We start from the raw sequence: 23,455 nt of genomic DNA on the forward strand, positions 1-23,455 counted from the left end.
ATAAATAAGGATTGTTTTCAGTGATTTTTTATTCAGGTCTCATGGGGGTAGAGATGCATAACAACAAATCGTTCCATGGGATCTGTTTTTCTATAGTAACACTTTTTAAAACACATGTAACTATTTATTTATGGTAAATATTGTACGTAAAATACTTATTGTATCCTTTTTAATGGGAATGAATTCCGTTGTAGAATTGAAAGCCTCTTCTGTTCAAAAACCGGTTGACTATGTAAATCCATACATGGGGAATATCAGTCATTTGTTGGTACCAACATATCCGATTGTACATCTGCCCAACAGCATGTTACGGGTTTATCCGCAAAGAAGTGATTATACTTCCGATAAAATTCATGGACTTCCTCTGATACAGATCAGTCATCGGGGATCTTTCGCTTTTAACCTATCGCCCTTTCAGGGAAATGAGTCTGAACTATCCCGGGTGATTAATTTTAATTACGACAATGAAGCCACAAAACCTTATCATTATCAGGTGGATTTGTGTAACCAACAATTGCATGTTGAATTTGCTCCGTCTCATCAATCCGCAATATATCATTTTAATTATAAGAAAAATAAAACTCCTTATCTTATCCTGAATGCAGGAAATGGTGAATTGGAGGTTGCTGGAAATATTATTTCCGGCTATCAGAATATGTGGAATAACTTGCGGGTATATGTTTATATGGAAATGGATGTGAAACCGACAAGGATAGGCACACTTCAGTCCGATAAATGGGAGGTAGGTAAACAGAAAGCTAAAGGAGACAATACTTGTGTGGTGGTTGCGTGGGAAGCTGCTCCGATGTCTTTGAATGTTCGTTACGGTGTTTCCTATATTAGTGTAGAGCAAGCAAAGAAGAATTTGAGAAGAGAAATTAAAAACTATAAGTTGAAAGATGTTGCAACCGCCGGACGCAAGATATGGAACGATGAGTTAGGTAAAATACAAGTCGCTGGTGGTACGAAGAATGATAAGTTTGTTTTTTACACCTCTTTATACCGTTGCCTGGAACGTCCGGTGAATATTAGTGAAGATGGACATTATTTCAGTGTATATGATAATGAAGTCCATGAGGATGCCGGATACGATTATTATACAGACGATTGGATATGGGATAGCTATCGGGCCGCTCATCCTTTACGGATATTGATGGATCAAAAGAAACAGACGAATATAATACGTTCTTATTTGAGAATGTCGGAATTGAGTTCAGACCATTGGTTTCCCAACTTCCCCGAAGTGACAGGTGATTCCCGGCGAATGAATTGTAACCATGGAGTTGCTATTATAGCAGATGCCTGGTATAAAGGGGTACGTGATTTTGATCTACAAGAGGCATATATTTATACTAAAGCAGGAATAGAAGAGAAGACATTGGCTCCATGGTCGAGTGCCAAATCTGGTTGGATAGATCAATTTTATAAAGAGAAAGGCTATATACCCTCTTTGATGCCCGGAGAAAAAGAGACAGTACTTGAGGTTAATTCTTTTGAAAAACGTCAGTCGGTGGCTGTGACATTAGGAACGTCGTATGATCAATGGTGTTTGTCACGTATTGCTGCTGCCCTTGGAGTAAAGACGGAAGCGGATTCTTATTTGTCATCTTCTTATAACTATCGGAATCTGTTTAATTCGAAAACTTTATTTTTTCATCCTAAAGATAAAGATGGCTATTTTATAGAACCATTTGATTATCGTTTTTCCGGAGGAATGGGCGCACGTGAGTATTATGGTGAGAACAACGGTTGGACTTATCGTTGGGATGTTCAACACAACTTTGCCGATTTAGTGCAGATGATGGGAGGAGCTGATGCTTTTGTTAATAACTTAGATGCGACCTTTAATGAATGGCTGGGCAAACCTAAGTACGAATTTTATTCTCAATTACCCGATCACACCGGGAATGTGGGGCAGTTTTCGATGGCTAATGAGCCTTCTTTGCATATTCCTTATTTATATAACTATGCACAAGCTCCCTGGAAGACGCAAAAGCGGATACGTTCGCTGATTCATCAGTGGTTTAGAAATGACCTGATGGGAGTTCCCGGAGATGAGGACGGTGGCGGACTGTCTTCTTTTGTTGTTTTCTCAATGATGGGTTTTTATCCGGTCACTCCGGGACTACCGGTATATAATATTGGAAGTCCGTTCTTCTCTTCCGTTAAATTAAAGCTAAGTAGTGGAAAAGTATTGGAGATCGTTGCCCGTAATTGTTCGGTTGACAATAAATATATTCAGTCTGCCAAGCTTAATGGCAAAGTATGGTTTAAGCCTTGGTTTAGTCACGAAGATATAATGAATGGAGGCAAACTGGAATTTATAATGGGAAATCTGTGTAATCCGGAATGGGGATCAAGTGTAAATGATGCTCCTCCTTCACTTGAGGTTACATGTATTAATGATTAACTTAACTATATGAAGATTAGGATCTTATTTTTATTATTCTTTTTAGTGCACAGTTGTTTGTCATTGAATGCGCAAAGGGCTGAGATTTATACCACTTCTGAACAATTACCATGGCAAAAGACTCGTATTAAAGTTCAGAAGTATGCTGAATCGAATGCAGATATTATCGTTTCTGAGTTTCAGGAACAGGTTATAGATGGCTTCGGAGGATGTTTCAATGAGTTGGGATGGGACGCTTTGACTCTGTTATCTGAAAAACAACGTAAAACTATTCTGGAAGAATTATTTGGGCCGGATGGAGTGCGATATACTTTTTGCCGTTTACCAATCGGTGCGAATGACTATGCCCGTGATTGGTATAGCTTTAATGAATGTCCGGGTGACTTTGAAATGAAGAACTTTAGTATAGCACGCGATAAAACAGGATTGATTCCATATATAAAGGCGGCATTGGCTATTCAACCGGATTTAAAGTTATGGGCTTCACCGTGGAGCCCTCCGGTTTGGATGAAAACTACCCGGCACTATGCGACGGCTCCCGGCGATCATAATGATTTTACAAAGGAAAATGAAGTGGCAGGAGATCATTTTATTCAAAAAACGGAATATCTCAAAGCCTACACTCTCTATCTATCTAAGTTTATAGATGCTTATAAGGAGAATGGTATTGATATTTCTCTGCTACAGTTTCAGAATGAACCGTATACAAAGCATCAGTGGCCGAATTGTAGTTGGACACCCCAAGCTATGGCAAACTTTATTGGCAAATATTTGGGTCCTGTATTTAGCGAAAGACATCCGGATGTCGATTTGTGGTTCGGTACGTTCAACTGTAATAAAATGGAAGATCTGAAGTGTGTAATGGAGAATGTCGATGCCTCTGAGTATATCCGTGGGATTGGTTTGCAATGGGAGGGAAAAGAGGTTGTAGCCGATATTCACCGGAAATATCCTGCTATGAAATTGATGCAAACAGAAAACGAATGTGGCAGTGGTACTTTCGATTGGGCGGCTGCGGAACATACTTTTGATTTGCTGAAAACCTATTTAAATGGTGGCGTCAATTCTTATATGTACTGGAATATGGTGTTGGTGGATGATGGAACCAGTTCCTGGGGCTGGAAACAAAATACGATGATTCGTATTGATTCGCAGACAAAAGAGGTGGTTTATACCCCGGAGTTTTATCTGATGAAGCATTTAAGCCATTTTATAAAAGAAGGAGCCTGTAAGCTGAAAGTATTGAATGGTGATGATATACTGGCTTTCAAAAACACTGATAATCAGATTGTCATTCTTTGTGCTAATAAGGATAAGAAAGAACGGGAAGTACGGATAGCTTGTAAAGGCTATGTGATAAATACTACACTGGCTCCCAAAACATTTAATACGATAACCCTTTAATTATTAAACAATAAATTTGCATAATGAAGATTCTGAAATTAATAAGATGCTCGATTCCATTGTTAGTGTTCTCTCTGTCCGGACAGGCACAGAACAAGACTGAGTTGTTTCGTGACATGACCGCTCCTCAGCATGAGCGTATTTTAGATTTGCTTAATAGATTGACGGTAGAAGAAAAGGTCTCTCTGTTGGTGAATGACGCAAGAGAAATTCCCCGTCTTAACATAGACAAATATAATCATGGCAATGAAGCCTTGCACGGAGTAGTTCGTCCGGGTGAGTTTACTGTGTTTCCTCAGGCTATAGGCTTGGCTGCTACCTGGAATCCTAATCTGATTTTTCGGGTATCCACTGCTATTTCGGATGAAGCACGAGGACGCTGGAAAGAGTTGGACTATGGAAAGAAACAGATTGCTGGTGCCAGTGATCTGCTCACGTTCTGGTCACCTACAGTAAATATGGCCCGTGACCCTCGTTGGGGCAGAACTCCTGAAACTTATGGGGAAGATCCCTTCCTTTCCGGAAGGATTGGTTGTGAGTTTGTCAAAGGTTTGCAAGGAGACAATCCCCGTTACTTGAAAACAGTCTCTACTCCGAAGCACTTTGCTGCTAATAATGAAGAGCATAATCGTTCAAGTTGTAATGCCAGGATGTCCGAACGTGATTTACGTGAATACTACTTGCCTGCTTTTGAGCGTTGTATCGTTGATGGTAAGGCACAATCCATCATGATGGCTTATAATGCTGTAAACGATGTTCCTTGTACTGTCAACACCTATCTGATCAAGAAAGTATTGCGTGGTGACTGGAACTTTAACGGTTATATTGTTTCGGATTGTAGTGCCCCCGAATGGATGGTGACAAAACATAAATATGTGAAGAATCTGGAAGCGGCTGCTACATTGGCTCTCAAAGCCGGACTTGATCTGGAGTGTGGAGATCGCGTGTATACTGCTCCATTGCTGAAGGCATACAACGAATACATGGTCAGCGAAGCGGAAATTGACTCTGCTGCTTACCGTATTTTACGTGGCAGGATGCTTTTAGGGCTTTTTGATGATCCGTCGCAGAATCCTTATAATAAAATAGAACCCTCTGTCATCGGTTGTAAAGAACATCAGGAGTTAGCTTTAGAAACAGCTCGCCAAAGTATGGTTCTTCTAAAGAATCAAAAGAACTTCCTGCCTTTAAACCGGAAAAAGATAAGATCCATTGCTGTAGTAGGTATCAGTGCTGCCCATTGTGAATTCGGGGATTATAGTGGTAATCCTAAAAATACTCCGGTTTCTGTACTTGATGGCATTAAGAAATACGCCGAGAATGCAAATATAAAAGTTGTACATGCCCCTTGGGTATCCAGTGGTACTGATTTTGACCCTATCTCCAAGGGCTTTTTCCCAAATGGTCTGAAAGCAGAATATTTCAGTAACAGCGATCTGCAAGGTACACCTTCTGTACGTACGGAGGAAGAGTTACTTTATGATCCTGTTCACCGTCCTGACCGGTTTCAACCTGAAGCTCCCATGTCTATTCGTTGGACAGGGACTCTAAAGCCGGTTGTATCGGGTGATTATACCTTAGGGTTGAAGACAGACGATGGTTGCCGCTTGTTTTTAGATGGTAAGAAATTAATAGATTCCTGGACAGAGAGAAGTGCCCAGATGGATCAAGTCATAGTGAAACTGGAAGCCGGTAAAGCGTATGATTTAAGAGTGGAATATTTTGATGGTGGTGGTGACTGTTTCGCACGCCTTTACTGGAAAGCACCGGTTACCGATCAGACCAACCGTTTAGCATTGTTTGGAGATGCCGGAAAAGTAGCAAAAGAATGTGACGTGACAGTAGCGGTACTGGGTATTAATAAATCTATTGAAAGAGAAGGTCAGGATCGTTATTCGCTTGAATTACCTATTGATCAGCAAGAGTTTATTAAAGAGCTTTATAAAGTAAATCCAAATACGGTTGTAGTATTGGTTGCCGGAAGTTCTATGGCCATCAATTGGATGGACGAAAATATTCCGGCTATACTGAACGCATGGTATCCCGGTGAACAGGGAGGTAATGCAGTGGCCGAAGTTCTGTTTGGTGATTATAATCCGGGTGGACGTCTTCCATTGACCTATTACAATTCGTTGGACGAGCTCCCTGCGTTTGATGATTATTCTGTGAAAAATAGAACTTATCAGTATTTCGAAGGGAAACCTCTGTATGAGTTTGGCTACGGATTGAGTTATACGAAGTTCAAATATAAGAAAAAGAGTATTACGCAGTCAAATGATACGGTTGATATTACATTCAATCTCTCCAATGTAGGAAAGTACGATGGTGATGAGGTAGCTCAGGTATATGTCCGTTATCCGGAAACGGGAACATACATGCCGTTAAAGCAACTGAAAGGTTTCTCCAGAGTACATTTAAAGAAAGGAAAATCTGCAGATATTACTATTTCTGTACCTAAAAAGGAGTTACGTTATTGGGATGAGAAGACACGTCAGTTTGTGACTCCCGCAGGTGAGTATGTATTTCAGGTGGGTGGTTCTTCTGAGAATATTAGAATTGAGGAAACTATTAGTTTGTAGGGATTTAGGAATAGTTAATGTAAACTGGTAGTTTGTTTCTTTAAAGCCTCCTTGTTTTAATCGCATACAGATATAAGATAAGAGGGATTTTTGAAATTAGGCAATAGATTAAGCCGCTTTTAATTTGAAACGATATGAATGCTATAAGTGTAAGAAGTTGGTTGTTAGTCTTATCTTTCTTTTGCACACCCTTACAGGGTAAAGACAGAGTCGTGCTACAGTTGGATAAAGATTGGAAGTTTATAAAAAAGGAGATATCATTAGAGCAGGAGATGAACTTGGATAATGGATCATGGAGTAATGTTCATATACCTCACGATTGGGCCATTGAAGGTCCTTTTAATCTCAATCAGGATATGCAATTCGTGAAAGTGATTGAAGATGGAGATAAAGACGCTCGACTTAGAACCGGGCGTACAGGGGCTCTACCCGCTACTGGTATAGGTTGGTATTGGCGTCTTTTACATCTGCCTGCCGACTATTCGGACCAGCGAGTCTATATCGAATTTGATGGAGTAATGAGTAATGCGCAAGTTTATCTCAATGGCAAATTAATAGGTCAAAGGCCATATGGTTACTCTTCCTTTTCTTTTGACTTGACGGATCATTTCTCTTTCGGAACAAACAATGTTCTTGCGGTACGAGTAGAAAATAAGCCTGAAATGTCTCGATTCTATACCGGTGCCGGAATTTATCGACCGGTAAGGTTACTCTGCACTTCCCCCGTTCACGTAGCTCATTGGGGAACAAACGTAACTACTCCGCAGATCACTTCTAAAAAGGGAGTTGCTAATGTAAAAACCTTGGTTAAGAACACGAGTCATAAAGAAGAAAAGATTTGGTTGTTAACAGAAGTATACGACAGTCATGGGAAGCGGGTAGCTTCCGTTTCCAATACGCAAACGAGCCGGCAAGATATACAGTTTGAACAAAACTGTATGATAAACAATCCTATGTTATGGAACGTAGAGACACCTACACTTTATACGGTTGTCTCTAAAGTATATGTAAATAATGAGCTTTGTGATACCTACCACACAAGCTTTGGTTTTCGGACATTGAAGTTCGATAAGGATAAAGGTTTCTTTTTGAATGGAGAAAGACTTAAAATAAAGGGGGTATGCATGCATCACGATTTAGGCCCTTTGGGAGCCGCGGTCAATTGGAGAGCCACAGAACGGCAAATCGAGATATTAAAAGATATGGGCTGTAATGCTATCCGGACAAGTCACAATCCATCGTCTGTTGAATTGTTGGATTTATGTGATAAGATGGGCATGCTGGTTCAAGTAGAGGCTTTTGACGAATGGAAATTGGGCAAATGTGTAAATGGTTATAACCTCTTTTTTGATCAGTGGGCCGAAACTGATTTAACTGATTTGATTCATCGTGACAGAAATCATCCTTGCGTGATTATGTGGAGCATCGGAAATGAATTGCGTGAGCAGAATGATGCTAACGGTGGAAAAATAGCTCGTTTCTTGTCCGATATTGTGCATCGCGAAGACCCTACTCGCCCATCTACCGCTGGTTTTAATAATCATTGGGCGGCCATTGCGAATGGACTTGCTGATGTGGTAGATTTGGTAGGTTTCAATTATAAACATTTTGATTACGTACACCAACGTAAAGAACATCCGGACTATATTCTATATGGTAGTGAGACAAGTTCTGCCGTTAGTTCGAGGGGAATTTATAAATTCCCAGTAAAAGAAAATTGGGAACCTTGGTATAACGACTACCAAGTGTCGAGCTATGATATGGATTACGTACCGTGGGGAAGTACGCCAGATACGGAGTTCTCTCAGCAAGACGATAACGAATTCTTATTAGGAGAATTTGTTTGGACTGGTTTTGATTATTTGGGTGAACCCTCTCCCTATGGCGACGGAGCCTCCTCGAGGAGCTCTTATTTCGGAATAGTAGATTTGGCCGGATTGAAGAAGGACCGATTTTATCTTTATCAAAGCCAATGGAGCGATAAGCCCGTTCTGCATATCATGCCTCATTGGACATGGCCCGACCGTGTGGGACAAATCGTTCCGATACAGTGCTATACTAATTATCCCAAAGTGGAATTGTTTGTGAATGGTGTGAGTATGGGGGGTAAGGAAAAAGATCCGACTTCTAAATTCACACGCTATAGGATGATGTGGGATTCGGTGAAGTACGAACCGGGAGAAATCAAACTGGTAGCTTACGATTCATTCAACAAAGCATGCGAAGAGAAGGTTGTTAGAACGGCAGGCCGACCTTATCAGGTGCGTTTGACTGCAGATAAAAATCGGATAAAAGCCGATGGCAAGGATTTATCGTTTGTGACACTTGAAGTAATTGATGAGAATGGTAATGTGTGCCCTCGTGATGCTTCTATGCTTTTTGTCAAAGTAGTAGGGAATGGATCTTTGAAAGCCTTGTGTAATGGAGATGCGACAGATTTAACCTCTTTCGCCTCTAATTATATGCGAACTTTTAGTGGGAAAATGGTTGCAATAGTACAAGGAGCGGATACCCCCGAAGATATAAAAGTAGTGGTTTCTGGAGAGCGATTGAAGACTTCAGAACTTGTTATACATGTAGAGTAAACGTATATGGATCGATATTTAGTAGTTATGTTGTTTGTCGCATTTGCTCATATAGCGAATGTCGAGATTATAGCACAAAAAGTGTTTGATGTCCGTCTATCAGACGAGAACATATTTGAGGTCAACTACTTGGCAGAAACATCGAGACCTTTTGCTCGTTGCTTCTTACCGAACTCCGTAAAGGCAACCGGGCGAGCGATTGTTGTACTCCCCGAAGGAGGATATCAGGATTTGATGTTTAAACACGAAGGGTATGATTGGGCTCCATTCTTCGATGAACAAGGAATTGCTCTGATTGTACTTCACTATCGGATGCCTGAGGGGAATCTAAAGACTCCTATTACTGATGTGAAGAGGACTTTTGATATCATTCAAAAAAAATAGTGGAGTGGGGCATTGATTCTTCTAAAATAGGCGTTATGAGGTTCTCTGCTGGAGGGCATCTGGCTGCAACAATCTCTACTCATCAAGAGTATGGTGTTTGCCCCGAATTTCAAGTGCTGTTTTACCCGGTAATAACGATGGATAAATCTTACACCGATATATCGGCTCACGGAATCGATTCTTAGGCCCTAACCCATCCGTAGAAATGGTAGAGGTATATAGCTGTGAGAAGCAAGTAAATGAGGACACTCCTCCTACAATTCTGTTTTTGAGTAGTAATGATAATATTGTTTCATCTTCGAATTCGATTCAATATTATTCGGCTCTACTTAGAAGAGAGTCTCGGGCTCTATTCATGCCTACCCTTCTACTTGGCATGGGTGGGGAGCGAATAAAGACTTTCCATTTGCTGAGGATGTAGATACTTCATTACTGTACTGGTTGAGAATATTGGATACCTCTCATTAATAGACTCTCATTTAAAAATACTCATTTAAAAACTTAAAAGAATAGAATGAAACAATTTATTATTACTTTATGCCTGAGTACAGTCACTTTGACTTGTATGGCACAAAATGAGCCTTACAAGAATCCCAATCTCTCTCCGGAAGAGCGTGCCGAAGATTTGTTAGGGCGACTAACCTTAAAAGAAAAGGTAACTTTGATGCAAAATGAATCTTTCCCGATAGAGCGTTTGGGTATAGCTCACTACGATTGGTGGAATGAAGCGCTACACGGTGTGGCTCGTGCCGGAATCGCTACTGTTTTCCCAATTACGATGGGGATGGCATCATCGTTTGATGACAAAGCCATAGAGGGTATATTCACAGCAATCAGCGATGAGGCTCGTGCCAAGTATCACGATGCACATCGGCAAGGTCGGAGAGGCGTGCGTTGCGAAGGCTTGACTTTTTGGACTCCCAATGTAAATATCTTCCGTGATCCGCGCTGGGGACGTGGTCAGGAGACCTATGGAGAAGATCCCTATTTGACAAGTCGTATGGGAGTGGCAGTAGTAAAAGGTTTGCAAGGGCCGGCCGACGCCAAGTATGATAAACTTCACGCTTGTGCCAAGCATTATGCAGTGCATAGCGGGCCGGAAGCTAAACGACACTCCTTCAATGCTGAGAATATTTCTCCCCGCGATTTGTGGGAAACCTATTTACCGGCTTTTAAAACATTGGTACAAGAAGCCGATGTGAAAGAGGTAATGTGTGCTTACAACCGGTTTGAGGGCGATCCTTGTTGTGGAAGTAATCGACTGCTGACTCAGATTTTACGTGACGATTGGGGATATAAGCATGTGGTGGTGAGTGATTGCGGAGCTATCAGTGACTTTTTCTATAGTGATCGCCATGCTACCCACAAGAACGCGGCCGATGCCAGTGCGGCAGCTGTGCTCAGTGGAACGGATTTGGAGTGTGGTATTGAATATGCTCACCTGGACAAGGCGGTAAAAGAGGGGCTTATCTCTGAAGAGAGAATCAACACCAGCTTGTTTCGTCTGTTGAAAGCCCGTTTTGAATTAGGAGAGATGGACGATGATGCTTTGGTTCCTTGGAGTAAGATTAGTATCGATACGGTAGATTGTCAGATGCACAAGCAAATGGCTTTGGATATTACCCGCAAATCGATGGTGTTGCTATACAACAATGGGGTATTGCCATTGGGTAAAACCGGTGCTCGTATAGCCGTAATGGGACCTAATGCCAACGATTCAGTCATGCAATGGGGAAATTATGAAGGGACTCCATCTCACACGGTGACTGTTCTTGAAGGAATTCGTAATAAAATAGGCAATGTTACTTACGAGAAAGGATGTGAGTTACTCACGAACCAAGTATTCGATTCTTATTTCAGTGAAATATCTAACAACGGTAAACCTGGCTTTACCGGTACTTATTGGAATAATCTGGATTTGAAAGGTGAAGTGGCAGCTATCCAACAAGTCAGCACTCCTTTCAACTTCAATAATGGAGGTAACACAGTGTATGCTCCGGGAGTGAACCTTTACAATTTTACTGCTTCGTATGAGGGGACTTTTCGCCCGCGGAACAGTGCCGATTATACATTGGTTATTGAAGGTGATGATGGCTATCGTGTTTATGTGAACGATAAAGAGGTTATCAACTATTGGGGGACACATGCCAGTGCCAAAAGAGAATATACGCTAAAGGCCATAGCCGGGAAAGAGTATAAGATCAAAATAGAGTACATGCAGGCTGGCGCTGAGGCTCTGTTGCGCTTCGACTTAGGTATCTATCAACAGATTGCTCCCGAAGCAGTAGCCGAAAGAGTGAAGGATGCGGATGTTGTGATTTTTGTTGGTGGTATTTCTCCTAATCTCGAAGGTGAAGAGAAGAACTTTGTGAATTGTCCCGGCTTCGCTGGTGGTGATCGGACTTCTATCGAACTGCCGGAAGTACAACGTAACATTCTGAAAGCATTGAAGAAAGCTGGTAAGAAAGTGATCTTTGTCAATTGTTCCGGTTCGGCAATGGCATTGGTTCCCGAAACTCAATCATGTGATGCCATATTACAGGCATGGTATCCCGGTCAGGCTGGCGGAACAGCAGTCGCTGATATCATATTCGGTGATTACAATCCGAGTGGTAAATTACCTGTCACTTTCTACAAAAACACAGAGCAGTTGCCTGACTTTGAAGATTACAGTATGAAAGGACGCACCTATCGGTATATGACAGAGGCTCCCTTATTTCCCTTTGGTTATGGATTGAGTTATACAACATTTCAACTTTCAAAAGCCGGATTAAATAAGCGGGTGGCTACTATCAATCAGCCGGTGCAGTTTAAAGTAAATGTAAAGAATACAGGCAAATGCGACGGGACTGAAGTAGTACAGATTTATATTCGTAAAGCGGACGATGAAGAGGGACCGGTGAAAAGCCTTCGGGCTTTTCGTCCGGTAACCTTGAAAGCGGGTAAGTCTGTCACAGTCAATATAACACTTTCACCGGATGCCTTTGAATTTTTTGATCCCGAAACTAATACCATGCGTATTGTACCGGGAGATTATGAAATTATGTATGGTAACAGTTCGAATACTTTGCCGGAAAATAAGCTGAGTCTTCAGTTGAAATGAAAAGAGTTAGTTGAAGAATCGCAGGAAATGGAGATTAGTCGTCTATGACGGCAATCCCCATTTTTTTCATTAAGAAGCAAGCATTCATATTCTGTGCTACTCCGTTCTTCATTTGATAAGAGAAAGTAAGCTCATTGTTGGTGATTTCTGCTTCAAAACAATAGTTGCGGATATCTTCGGGGAAGAGATTAATAAGTGTCCCCAACATAAGGTCGTGTGTGGCTATGATGCCATTAGCCTGCAGTGCCATAAATTGCTTGATAAGGGCAAAAGAACCTTTTTGCTTATCGGTGGAATTTGTTCCTTTCAATATTTCATCAAGGATGATGAATAATTCTTCACCTGCATCGAGCTTATCGATGATAAGTTTCAGGCGTTTTAGTTCAGCAAAGAAATAAGATTCATTATCCGTAAGTGAATCGCTGGTGCGCAGACTGGTGATTAGTCGGGACGGATACAGTTTCATTCGTTTGGCCCATACAGGTGCACCTATGCAGGCTAATAGGTAGTTGATTCCTACTGTACGCAGGTACGTACTTTTCCCTGCCATGTTAGCCCCTGTGATGATGATGAAGAAAGGACGTTTGGCGATATCTATATCATTGCATACACACTTATCACGGTTCATGAGTGGATGTCCCAATGCCTCCGCTTCCATAGAGAAGGGAGTAGAAGTAATTTGTGGGTAGATATACTCCGGATGGTTGTAAGCGAAAGTAGCTAATGAACAATAAGCATCCATCTCTCCGATAGCTTTGAGCCAAGATGGGAGTTCGGAAGCATGCTTTTCTTTCCAGGCTTCTATCCGCATAATCTGTCGTAATTCCCAGAAAAGAGCACCGTTCAGAACAAAAGACATCAGCATATTATTACGCTGGTCAAGTGCATTCATCAAAGCAGTAAGTTTTTTAACAGCCTGTGAGGCGGTTTGTTTGTCACCACCTACAAGTTCCTTTATCTCCTGTAGTGCAGCACTGTGATACTCTTTTTCTTCAATGATATGAATGAGGCTGGCATAAGTAGCAAGTATCTGAAGCCTCTTTCCATAGAGTGCCTGCATCTTTGTTATTCCTCTTGAAAAGGCAAAGCTGAGAAGGAAGAAGCCAACGAAGATAATACCTGGTACTGTACCTGATACTATACCTGCTATGGCCAGTGCTATAAATATAATATTAATAGCAGGAACGATGAAAGGAAGTGCCCGGAGGATAGCATGATTCCTATAATAACTGGGACTGTCGGCCCATGCTTTTATTTCCTCTTCATCGGCAGATTTTCCTTTGTATAGCAAACCGAGTATACGGAAACGCTGGTGCATCTTTAGTTCCGGGGCAAGTTCCCTTACAGCTTCCTGACGTTTTTCTATTTCAGTTTTACTTTCCAGATGGGTATTGAGCCAGGCAGCCAGCCGTTTTTTGCCTAAATCAGTTGAAGTACGGTTGATATACTGGAAAAGTGAACGTTCACCAAACACATCGAGGTCATATGAATAGAGATGTGCCGGATTGATAAATTCTTCTCCATTGTCAAAAGAAGAACTGTCGTATTCTATAGCCTGAAGTTCTTGCTGGTTTATTTCTATTTTCTTTTCGAGATACTCTTTTTGATAAAACAAACGATTGTGTAACTTTACCAGAAAAAGGAAAGGGACGAAAGTAAGGGCAACCACACCTGTGATAACAATCCATCCATTGTCCCAAAAATGAATAACTCCTGCAATGCCGGCTACGAATAATATTAGTCTTAAAGTGCCAATACGGTAGATCTGTTGCTTTGCTTTTCCGAGTTTCTGCTCTGCACTCTTAATGATATCCTGATAAGTATTGATAATATTCTTTAGCTGTTCCATATTATTTTATTTGTTTTTTACAAAAGTAGTATAATTAACAGGTAGCGTGTGTGGGGCTTGTTTTTGTCAATAGCAGATTTACTTTTTATTAACTAAAGTAGGCTGTTTCAGGAGAAAGTACCAATATTGACCAGTAATGAGTGCTTCCCACACGGGGAGATACGACGAGCGATGGTTCATTGAAGCGTAGATGAACGCAGATTTTCGCAAAGAAAAATAAGTATAAGATAAAGAAGAACAGGATTTTGATCTGCGATAATTCGCGTTAATCTGCGTTTTATCCGGATAATAAAACTCTGTGAAATTTACCACAGACAGAGTTATCGATCAGTAACGAAGATTATGGGCATATCTTTTCGGTGCCGGAAGTGTCCCTAAACGCCGTTGTTACCCTTGTCCGGTATTGTTTTCTGTCTTTCTCAGAAAGGAACGTTCTTTTTTTCGGTGCACAGCGTTGTTTTACATGTACATGTAAAGCTGCATGAGATGCACATGTCGTACTGCTTCACATGCACATGTCGTACTGCTTTACATGTACATGTAAAACAACGCTACACGCCGAGGCACCATACATTACTCTACGAGTTACGGCTTTATCGATATCGGAGAAAGAGATAGATGGTAATAACAGGCGCCATTTAGCACAAAACTGAACGGCTTTGAGTGTATTTCACCACAGTAGCACAGAGTACTATTTATCTGATAAAACGCGAATTAACACAGAACGCAGATTAAAAGACTGTAGTTCTTTATCATACATTTGTTTCCCTTTGCGCTAATTTGCGTTAATTCTGCGTTTCAATAAAGATTTAAACTCTGTGGAACTCTGTGGTGAGTTTTGCTCATGTCTATTCAAAATGGCCAACGACTGGTTTGCATTAACAATTAACACCCCAGTCAAGCTTTTCTTTCTTTTTTTAGAAATTTTCGACTGAAAAACTTGCTTCAATTCGTCAAATGATGTAACTTTCCAAACGATTAATGCTGTAGATAGGAGGTACTTATGAAAAAACTGTGGATTATTTGTTTAATGAGTATTGTGGGACTGCCTCTGGTTGCACAGAACATTGTTTATTCCAACCTGAAAGATTTACTGGCTCATGATGGCGATACGGTGACGGCATTGAAAATAGAAAAGCGAACTAAAAATAATATTTCATTGTCCGGAGGGGCTGATTACAAGATCAGTGCCGATGATAACAAATCATTGTGCAAATATCTGAAAAACCGTTGTTTTGCCGTACAGGAAGATACATCTCTTTATATTAACTGCAAGAAGCTACGCTATAAACGCCTCCGTTTTGGTGGGTGGTATGCTCCTGCTATGTGCGTAAATGAGAATATCTTTTTTAGTGCCATACCTATTGGAGTAGTTGCGGCAAGTTCTTCGGTTACAATGGATGTTACGTTGGGAGGGGTGGTTGGTGATGCCATAGCCGCTTCCAGCCTGGTTTCGAAACGTGTATATTATGAGATTGATGCTATTACCGGTAAAATTGACTTCGTGGGAAAAGACCGGATGTGTGCTTTATTGGATTCCTATCCGGAATGGAAGGAAGCTTATCTCCATGAAAATAGCGAGTCTGCCGAAACTACCGGGAAGTATCTTAGATTACTTAAAACTGTAAAGGAATAATCTTTTTGATAATAAATGTCTTGAAATCTTTGTGATTTCCTTCCTTTTTCCTATATTGCGGAGAGTTATCAAGCTGTAAAAGATGACAGTTTGTAATCCTTAATCCTTATTATTATGAAAATGACTCTCTGCAACACTTTGCCTGCTTATCCAAATTTTGTAGAAGGTATACGGCGGGCACCGGATCGTGGTTATACGCTTACCCCGGCGCAGACAGCTACTGCTTTGAAGAATGCTTTGCGCTACATTCCTACAGAATTACATGAACAACTGGCTCCTGAATTTATGGAGGAGCTTCGTACACATGGAAGAATTTACGGTTATCGTTTCCGTCCCGAAGGCGACTTAAAAGCCAGGCCTATTGATGAATACCGGGGCAAATGCATTGAAGGTAAAGCTTTCCAGGTAATGATTGATAATAATCTTTGTTTTGATATTGCCCTCTATCCTTATGAACTTGTTACTTATGGTGAGACCGGACAAGTGTGTCAAAACTGGATGCAATACCGCCTTATTAAGCAGTATCTTGAAGAATTGACTCAAGATCAAACGCTTGTAGTAGAATCCGGGCATCCACTGGGGCTTTTCCGTTCACGGCCTGATGCTCCCCGGGTAATAATTACCAATGCGATGATGGTGGGGCAGTTCGATAATCAGCATGACTGGCATGTGGCTATGCAAATGGGAGTGGCCAATTATGGTCAGATGACTGCCGGTGGCTGGATGTATATCGGACCACAAGGGATTGTACATGGTACCTTTAACACTTTGCTGAATGCCGGTCGTATGAAACTTGGTATTCCCCAGGATAAAGATTTGCGGGGACATTTGTTTGTCTCTTCCGGTTTAGGAGGTATGAGTGGCGCCCAGCCCAAAGCGGCAGAGATTGCTGGTGCAGCTTGTATCGTGGCCGAGGTAGATGCTTCCCGTATTGAAACCCGGTATGAACAAGGGTGGGTAGGACATGTGACAAATAATATGGGTGAGGCTTACCGCATGGTACAGGAAGCAATGCGGCATGGTGAACCTTGTTCTGTGGCCTATCATGGTAATGTAGTCGACCTTTTGGAATATGCCGAAAGAGAAAATATACCTATTGAACTACTTTCTGATCAGACTTCTTGTCATGCTGTTTATGATGGTGGTTATTGTCCTGCCGGACTAACATTCGAGGAGCGAACCCGTCTCTTGCATGAATCTCCCGAAGAGTTCCGTTCTCTGGTAGATATTTCGCTTCGCCGCCATTTTGAAGTGATAAGGAAGTTGGTAGCCCGTGGCACCTACTTTTTTGATTATGGAAACTCCTTCATGAAAGCTATTTATGATGCAGGAGTTCGGGAGATTTCGCGTAATGGGGTGGATGAGAAAGACGGCTTTATCTGGCCCAGTTATGTAGAAGATATTATGGGACCGGAGTTATTCGATTATGGTTATGGCCCCTTCCGTTGGGTGTGCCTGAGTGGTAAACATGAAGACTTGATAAAGACCGATCATGCTGCAATGGAATGTATCGATGTGAATCGTCGCAGTCAGGACCTGGATAATTATAACTGGATACGTGATGCCGAAAAGAATCGTTTGGTAGTGGGTACACAGGCACGTATCCTGTATCAGGATGCGCTGGGGAGAATGAAGATAGCGCTCCGTTTCAATGAAATGGTACGTTGTGGTGAAGTAGGGCCTATCATGTTGGGGCGTGATCATCATGATGTCAGCGGAACCGATTCACCTTTCCGTGAAACCTCCAATATAAAAGATGGTAGTAATGTAATGGCAGACATGGCTGTACAGTGTTTTGCAGGTAATTGTGCACGGGGTATGAGCCTTGTAGCGTTGCATAATGGAGGAGGTGTAGGCATTGGAAAAGCGATAAACGGAGGCTTTGGTATGGTATGCGATGGTAGTGAGCGGGTGGATGAAATATTACGTTCGGCAATGCTTTGGGATGTGATGGGCGGTGTGGCTCGTCGTTCATGGGCACGTAATGAGCATGCTATGGAAACAAGTGAAGTTTTCAACAAAACGCATGGGGAAAACTATCATATTACGATGCCTTATGTTGCAGATGAAGAACTAATTAATAAATTAATAACCGAACTATGAGCTGGAATAAAATTATTGAGTGCGTCCCAAACTTTAGCGAGGGCCGTGATTTGGAGAAAATAGAAAAAATAATATCCCCTTTCCGTGCACGTGCCGGAGTAAAGCTACTTGATTATAGTAATGACGAAGATCATAACCGCCTGGTGGTGACTCTTGTAGGAGAACCGGAGGCTTTGCGGGATGCTATCATAGAAGCAGTTGGAGTTGCCGTTGCATTAATCGATCTTAACCATCATACTGGGCAACATCCTCGTATGGGAGCAGTAGATGTCATTCCTTTTATTCCGATAAAGAATACAACGATGGATGAGGCTGTCGCACTTTCCAAAGAAGTGGGGGCAAAGGTGGCAGAACTTTACGGGCTTCCCGTCTTCTTATATGAGAAATCAGCTTCGGCCCCTCATCGTGAGAATCTGGCTGCTGTTCGCAAAGGTGAATTTGAAGGTATGGCAGAGAAGATAAAACTTCCTGAATGGACACCTGATTTTGGTCCGGCCGAGCGGCATTCAACAGCAGGAACTGTTGCTATCGGTGCACGTATGCCATTGGTAGCTTATAATATTAATCTTAGCACCCCTAATCTGGAGATAGCTCATGATATTGCTAAAAAGATTCGTTTTATAGGTGGTGGACTTCGTTATTGTAAGGCAATGGGAGTCGAATTGAAGGACCGGGGAATCACACAGGTATCTATCAATATGACCGATTATACGAAAACAGCTCTTTATCGTGCTTTTGAACTGGTACGTATCGAGGCCCGGCGCTATGGTGTGAGTATTGTTGGGAGTGAAATTATCGGCCTTGTTCCGATGGAGGCATTGATTGATACCGCCTCCTATTATCTTGGTTTGGAGAATTTCTCTATGCAACAAGTACTTGAAGCACGAATTATGGAATGATATATGAAACGTAGATTAAGGGTAATTTACGATTTGAAATAATATATAAGTATGAGCGAAAACCTGATTATATTTAATGCAAAGATTGTGACTCCTCTTGGCTTTTCCGCCCGGAAAGGTGAAGAGATGTCACAGTTGCAGATTATTGAAAACGGTACGGTAGAAGTTACTGATGGTATTATTACTTACGTTGGGCAGAATCGTGGTGAGGAGCGTGATGGTTATTATCATCACTATTGGCACTATAATGCCCGTGGCAAGTGTTTGCTACCTGGTTTTGTTGATTCGCATACTCATTTTGTTTTTGCAGGCGAACGTGCAGAAGAATTCTCCTGGCGTTTGAAAGGAGAAAGCTATATGTCCATTATGCAACGTGGAGGGGGGATTGCCAGTACGGTGAAGGCTACCCGTGAGCAAAACTTTGTCAGGATGCGTTCCAAAGCCGAAGGTTTTTTGAAAAAGATGAGCATGATGGGAGTTACTACTGTAGAAGGAAAGAGTGGTTACGGACTTAATCGCGACACCGAGTTGCTACAACTGAAAGTAATGCGTAGCTTGAACAACGATGAGCATAAGCGGGTGGATATTGTATCCACTTTCTTGGGGGCGCATGCCATTCCACCGGAATATGCAGGACGGGATGATGAATATATTGATTTCCTGATTCATGAAATGTTTCCCATTATCCGGCAAAACGAACTCGCCGAATGTTGTGACGTTTTTTGTGAACAAGGGGTGTTTTCGATAGAACAGTCCCGCCGTTTACTTACAGCCGCACGTGATCAAGGTTTCCTGCTGAAACTTCATGCGGATGAAATCGTTTCGCTCGGAGGTGCCGAATTAGCTGCTGAACTAAATGCCTTGTCTGCCGATCATCTGCTACATGCTTCTGATACCGGTATTCGTGCAATGGCTGAAGCCGGAGTGGTAACTACCTTGCTACCTCTGACTGCTTTTGCGCTGAAAGAACCCTATGCTCGTGCCCGTGATATGATGAATGCCGGTTGTGCCGTGGCTTTAGCTACAGATTTGAATCCGGGTAGTTGTTTTTCCGGCTCTATCCCACTAACCTTTGCACTTGCTTGTATTTACATGGGCTTTACTATTGAGGAAGCTATTACTGCATTAACTTTGAACGGAGCTGCTGCATTGAATCGGGCCGACCGTATTGGTAGTATTGAAGTTGGTAAACAAGGTGACTTCGTAGTTCTGGACTCAACAGACTATAATATTCTACCTTATTATATAGGTATGAATTGTGTGAATACAACGATAAAGAGAGGTGTTCTTTATCCTGTAGTTTAATGATAAAACTAAAAAATAAGATCATTATGTTAGTAGATTTGACAGTAACAGATTTTCTGAATAAAGTAGCCGGAAGCGATCCTGTACCCGGTGGTGGTAGTGTAGCAGCTCTTAATGGGGCTATTGCATCTGCTTTGGCAGCTATGGTAGCAGGCTTGACTATTGGTAAGAAAGGCTATGAAGATACCGGAGAAATCATGAAACATATTCAGTCTCTTGCTCTTACACAGAAGACGGGATTTGTGGCCGATATTGATCGTGATTCTGAAGCATATAATAAAGTATTTGATTGTTTTAGATTACCCAAAAATACAGATGAAGAGAAAGCTATCCGTACTGCTGCCATTCAGGAAGCTACAAAGTTTGCTGCCCTTGTTCCTATGCAGGTGGCCCGTAATGCTTACGAACTGATGGGTATTATTGCTGATGTGGCTAAACTAGGGAACCGTAATGCGGTGACCGACGCTTGTGTAGCCATGATGTCTGCTCGTTCGGCTGTGTTGGGTGCTTTGATGAACGTCCGTATCAATCTTGGCTCGCTCAAAGATAAAACCTTTGTAGAACAGTTACAATCTGAGGCGGATGAACTGGAGCATAAAACCTGTGTCAAAGAGAAAGAGTTACTGGATGCTATCAACCAAGATTTAAGAATATGAACAACGTTTATTATGTAGGCTCAGGTGAGCTTACTTTCGATATCATCGAGCGCATCATCAACGAGAATTTGAAACTGGAACTGGCTCCTGAAGCAAAGCTTCGCATTCAAAGATGCCGTGATTATCTAGACCAAAAAATAGCTGCTTCTGATACCCCCCTTTATGGTATTACTACCGGTTTTGGTTCCTTGTGTAGCAAGAATATTTCTCTTGATGAACTCGGCACTTTGCAGGAGAATCTTATCAAAAGTCACGCTTGTAGCGTGGGGGAGGAAATTCGCCCGGTTATCATCAAGCTGATGATGCTTTTCAAAGCCCATGCTTTGTCACTGGGGCATAGTGGTGTGCAGGTGATCACTGTGCAACGTATCCTTGATTTCTTTAACAATGATGTGATGCCCATCGTATATGACCGTGGCTCTTTGGGAGCTTCGGGTGATCTGGCTCCGTTGGCCAATCTTTTCTTACCACTGATTGGAGTCGGCGATGTTAACTACAAAGGGAAGAAACGCGAAGCTATCAATGTACTTGACGAATTTGGATGGGAACCCGTGAAACTGATGAGTAAAGAAGGGCTTGCCCTGCTCAATGGTACTCAGTTTATGAGTGCCAATGGGGTTTTTGCCATTCTCAAAGCTTTCCGGCTTTCTAAAAGAGCGGACCTTATTGCTGCTATTTCGCTTGAGGCTTTTGATGGACGTATCGAACCTTTTATGGACTGTATTCAGCAAATCCGTCCGCATAAAGGGCAAATTGAAACGGGTGAGGCTTTCAGAAATTTGCTCGAAGGTAGCGAACTCATTACACGTCCCAAAGCACATGTACAAGATCCATACTCGTTCCGTTGTATTCCGCAAGTACATGGCGCCACGAAAGACGCTATCCGTTATGTTGCTTCCGTATTGCTGACCGAAATCAACTCCGTTACCGATAATCCTACTATCTTTCCCGATGAAGACCGTATTATCTCCGGGGGGAACTTTCACGGGCAGCCCCTTGCTATCTCTTATGATTTCCTTGCCATTGCTCTTGCCGAGCTCGGAAATATTTCCGAGCGTCGCGTCGCACAACTTATAATGGGGCTTCGTGGTTTACCTGAATTTCTGGTTGCTAATCCCGGATTGAATTCTGGCTTTATGATACCACAGTATGCTGCCGCTTCTATGGTAAGTCAGAATAAAATGTACTGCTATGCTGCTTCCAGTGATTCCATCGTTTCATCCAACGGACAAGAAGACCATGTCAGTATGGGAGCCAATGCGGCTACAAAGTTATATAAGGTAATGGATAACCTTGAACACATTCTTGCTATCGAATTGATGAATGCCGCTCAGGGGATTGAATTCCGTCGGCCGGAGAAAACCTCTGCGAAACTGGAACGTTTTTTGGCCGAATATCGGAAAGAAGTTCCTTTTGTTAAAGATGACATTGTGATGTATAAGGAGATTCATAAAACAGTAGCTTTCCTTAACCGGACAAAGTTTGATTATTAACAGTTTCTTTTCTTCTTTATAGGTAAAAACTACCTGAAAATGAAAAACTATAGCGGATATATCCCGGGAACTTACCGGAATATATCCGTTGTTTGTCGATTATTACCCCTATATTGACGAGAAAACTTTTTCTGTATCTTACTGATTATCTACTTTTGTGGTGTACTTATTATTAACACTTGTTTTCACATTACTTCATTAACCTATAATAATTATCAAATGTAAGCGATTAATGTGGAAACTAAATTTGTAATCTGAGTTTTCTGTCTATCTTTGTTCCGTTTTCACAAGCTATTAGTGTGAAAGTACAGATAGTAAAAACGGCTAATTATAAAGAAATGGATGATGAGTACTAGTGCAAAAGAAATTTCGAACAGAGTAGAATTGCGAGACAGAATTATAGTGAAAGCCACTGAAGCCTTTACTTTACATGGTATTAAAAGCATAACGATGGATGATATAGCTACCTCGTTAGGTATATCGAAGCGTACGCTCTATGAAGTTTTTGAAGACAAAGAGACACTGTTGAGAGAGGTTATCTTGAAAAACCAGGAAGATAAAAATGAGTTTTTGGAAAACCTTTTAGCTGAGTCAACAAATGTATTGGAGGTTATTTTGGTGTGTTTTCAGAAGAGCATTGAGATGTTTCATCAGACTAACAAACGCTTTTTTGAGGATCTGAAGAAATATCCCCATGTTTTTAATATGGTGAAAAAGAATCGCGATAAAGATTCGGAAAGTACGATTGCTTTTTTCAAATCGGGGGTGGAACAAGGTATTTTCCGGGACGACGTAAATTTTGCGATTGTCAATTTACTCGTTCGTGAACAATTTGATTTGCTGATGAATACAGATATCTGCAAAGAGTATCCTTTTTTGGAAGTTTATGAGTCAATCATGTTCACCTTCCTCCGTGGAATAGCCACCGAAAAAGGAGCGAGAGTGTTGGAAGAATTTATACAGGAATATCGGAAAAACAGAATAGAGCGGACGGGAGAATAACTTTTCCTGATTTTACAAACAACTAAAGTTTACAAAAAGAAGAAGAC

At 41.6% G+C, this 23,455-nt stretch carries 15 protein-coding genes; 14 read left to right on the plus strand and 1 reads right to left on the minus strand.

Translation table 11 applies throughout. The annotated features are described in order from the left end of the window. The first annotated feature begins 130 nt into the window (after window positions 1-130). The 7 genes from VCM39_RS02640 to xyl3A all read left to right on the plus strand — a co-directional run bounded on the left by VCM39_RS02640 (window position 131) and on the right by xyl3A (window position 12,465). Entirely contained in the window at window positions 131-2,410 is a 2,280-nt protein-coding gene (locus tag VCM39_RS02640; protein WP_322933539.1) for a GH92 family glycosyl hydrolase, read from the plus strand. Between the two features lie 9 nt (window positions 2,411-2,419). Beyond that, complete coding sequence (locus VCM39_RS02645) at window positions 2,420-3,814, plus strand: hypothetical protein (RefSeq protein WP_322933540.1); 1,395 nt, start codon at window positions 2,420-2,422, stop codon at window positions 3,812-3,814. Window positions 3,815-3,837: 23 nt separating this feature from the next. Next, window positions 3,838-6,393 (plus strand): glycoside hydrolase family 3 protein, encoded by a 2,556-nt coding sequence (locus tag VCM39_RS02650; RefSeq protein WP_322933541.1) that lies wholly within the window; start codon window positions 3,838-3,840, stop codon window positions 6,391-6,393. Between the two features lie 134 nt (window positions 6,394-6,527). Next, window positions 6,528-8,978, plus strand: a complete 2,451-nt coding sequence (gene galB / locus VCM39_RS02655; RefSeq protein ID WP_322933542.1) for a beta-galactosidase GalB — start codon at window positions 6,528-6,530, stop codon at window positions 8,976-8,978. A 6-nt stretch (window positions 8,979-8,984) separates the two neighbouring features. Beyond that, a complete protein-coding gene (locus tag VCM39_RS02660) occupies window positions 8,985-9,362 on the plus strand; it encodes a hypothetical protein (RefSeq protein WP_322933543.1) in 378 nt (125 codons plus the stop codon). A gap of 35 nt (window positions 9,363-9,397) precedes the next feature. Continuing rightward, window positions 9,398-9,547 (plus strand): hypothetical protein, encoded by a 150-nt coding sequence (locus VCM39_RS02665; protein ID WP_413544821.1) that lies wholly within the window; start codon window positions 9,398-9,400, stop codon window positions 9,545-9,547. 329 nt (window positions 9,548-9,876) lie between these two features. Continuing rightward, window positions 9,877-12,465, plus strand: coding sequence for a xylan 1,4-beta-xylosidase (xyl3A, locus tag VCM39_RS02670; RefSeq protein WP_322933545.1), 2,589 nt, complete (start codon window positions 9,877-9,879; stop codon window positions 12,463-12,465). A gap of 34 nt (window positions 12,466-12,499) precedes the next feature. On the opposite strand, the gene VCM39_RS02675 is transcribed toward xyl3A, so the two are convergent. Further along, a complete protein-coding gene (locus VCM39_RS02675; RefSeq protein WP_322933546.1) occupies window positions 12,500-14,314 on the minus strand; it encodes a MutS-related protein in 1,815 nt (604 codons plus the stop codon). Between the two features lie 1,003 nt (window positions 14,315-15,317). On the opposite strand from VCM39_RS02675, the gene VCM39_RS02680 reads away from it, so the two are divergent. The 7 genes from VCM39_RS02680 to VCM39_RS02710 all read left to right on the plus strand — a co-directional run bounded on the left by VCM39_RS02680 (window position 15,318) and on the right by VCM39_RS02710 (window position 23,408). Next, window positions 15,318-15,950: a DUF6563 family protein gene (locus VCM39_RS02680; protein WP_221650868.1), complete on the plus strand. Its 633-nt coding sequence runs from the start codon at window positions 15,318-15,320 to the stop codon at window positions 15,948-15,950. A gap of 114 nt (window positions 15,951-16,064) precedes the next feature. Beyond that, window positions 16,065-18,053 carry a urocanate hydratase gene (locus VCM39_RS02685; protein WP_221650869.1) on the plus strand — a complete coding sequence of 663 codons (1,989 nt, stop codon included), beginning with the start codon at window positions 16,065-16,067 and terminating at the stop codon, window positions 18,051-18,053. Further along, complete coding sequence (gene ftcD / locus VCM39_RS02690; protein ID WP_221650870.1) at window positions 18,050-18,952, plus strand: glutamate formimidoyltransferase; 903 nt, start codon at window positions 18,050-18,052, stop codon at window positions 18,950-18,952. The genes VCM39_RS02685 and ftcD overlap by 4 nt, the downstream gene beginning before the upstream one ends. A 51-nt stretch (window positions 18,953-19,003) precedes the next feature. Continuing rightward, a complete protein-coding gene (gene hutI / locus VCM39_RS02695; RefSeq protein ID WP_322933547.1) occupies window positions 19,004-20,257 on the plus strand; it encodes an imidazolonepropionase in 1,254 nt (417 codons plus the stop codon). 26 nt (window positions 20,258-20,283) lie between these two features. Further along, on the plus strand, window positions 20,284-20,913 hold the full coding sequence (locus VCM39_RS02700) for a cyclodeaminase/cyclohydrolase family protein (RefSeq protein WP_322933548.1): 630 nt from the start codon (window positions 20,284-20,286) through the stop codon (window positions 20,911-20,913). Continuing rightward, the gene (gene hutH / locus VCM39_RS02705; RefSeq protein WP_221650873.1) at window positions 20,910-22,406 is read left to right on the plus strand and encodes a histidine ammonia-lyase; all 1,497 of its coding nucleotides are present in this window, start codon (window positions 20,910-20,912) and stop codon (window positions 22,404-22,406) included. Before VCM39_RS02700 ends, hutH begins: the two co-directional genes overlap by 4 nt. Before the next feature lie 345 nt (window positions 22,407-22,751). Further along, window positions 22,752-23,408, plus strand: a complete 657-nt coding sequence (locus VCM39_RS02710) for a TetR/AcrR family transcriptional regulator (protein WP_289290699.1) — start codon at window positions 22,752-22,754, stop codon at window positions 23,406-23,408. Window positions 23,409-23,455 lie beyond the last annotated feature (47 nt).

It is taken from the genome of Bacteroides mucinivorans (assembly GCF_034654355.2).
Taxonomy (GTDB): Bacteria; Bacteroidota; Bacteroidia; order Bacteroidales; family Bacteroidaceae; genus Bacteroides; species Bacteroides nordii.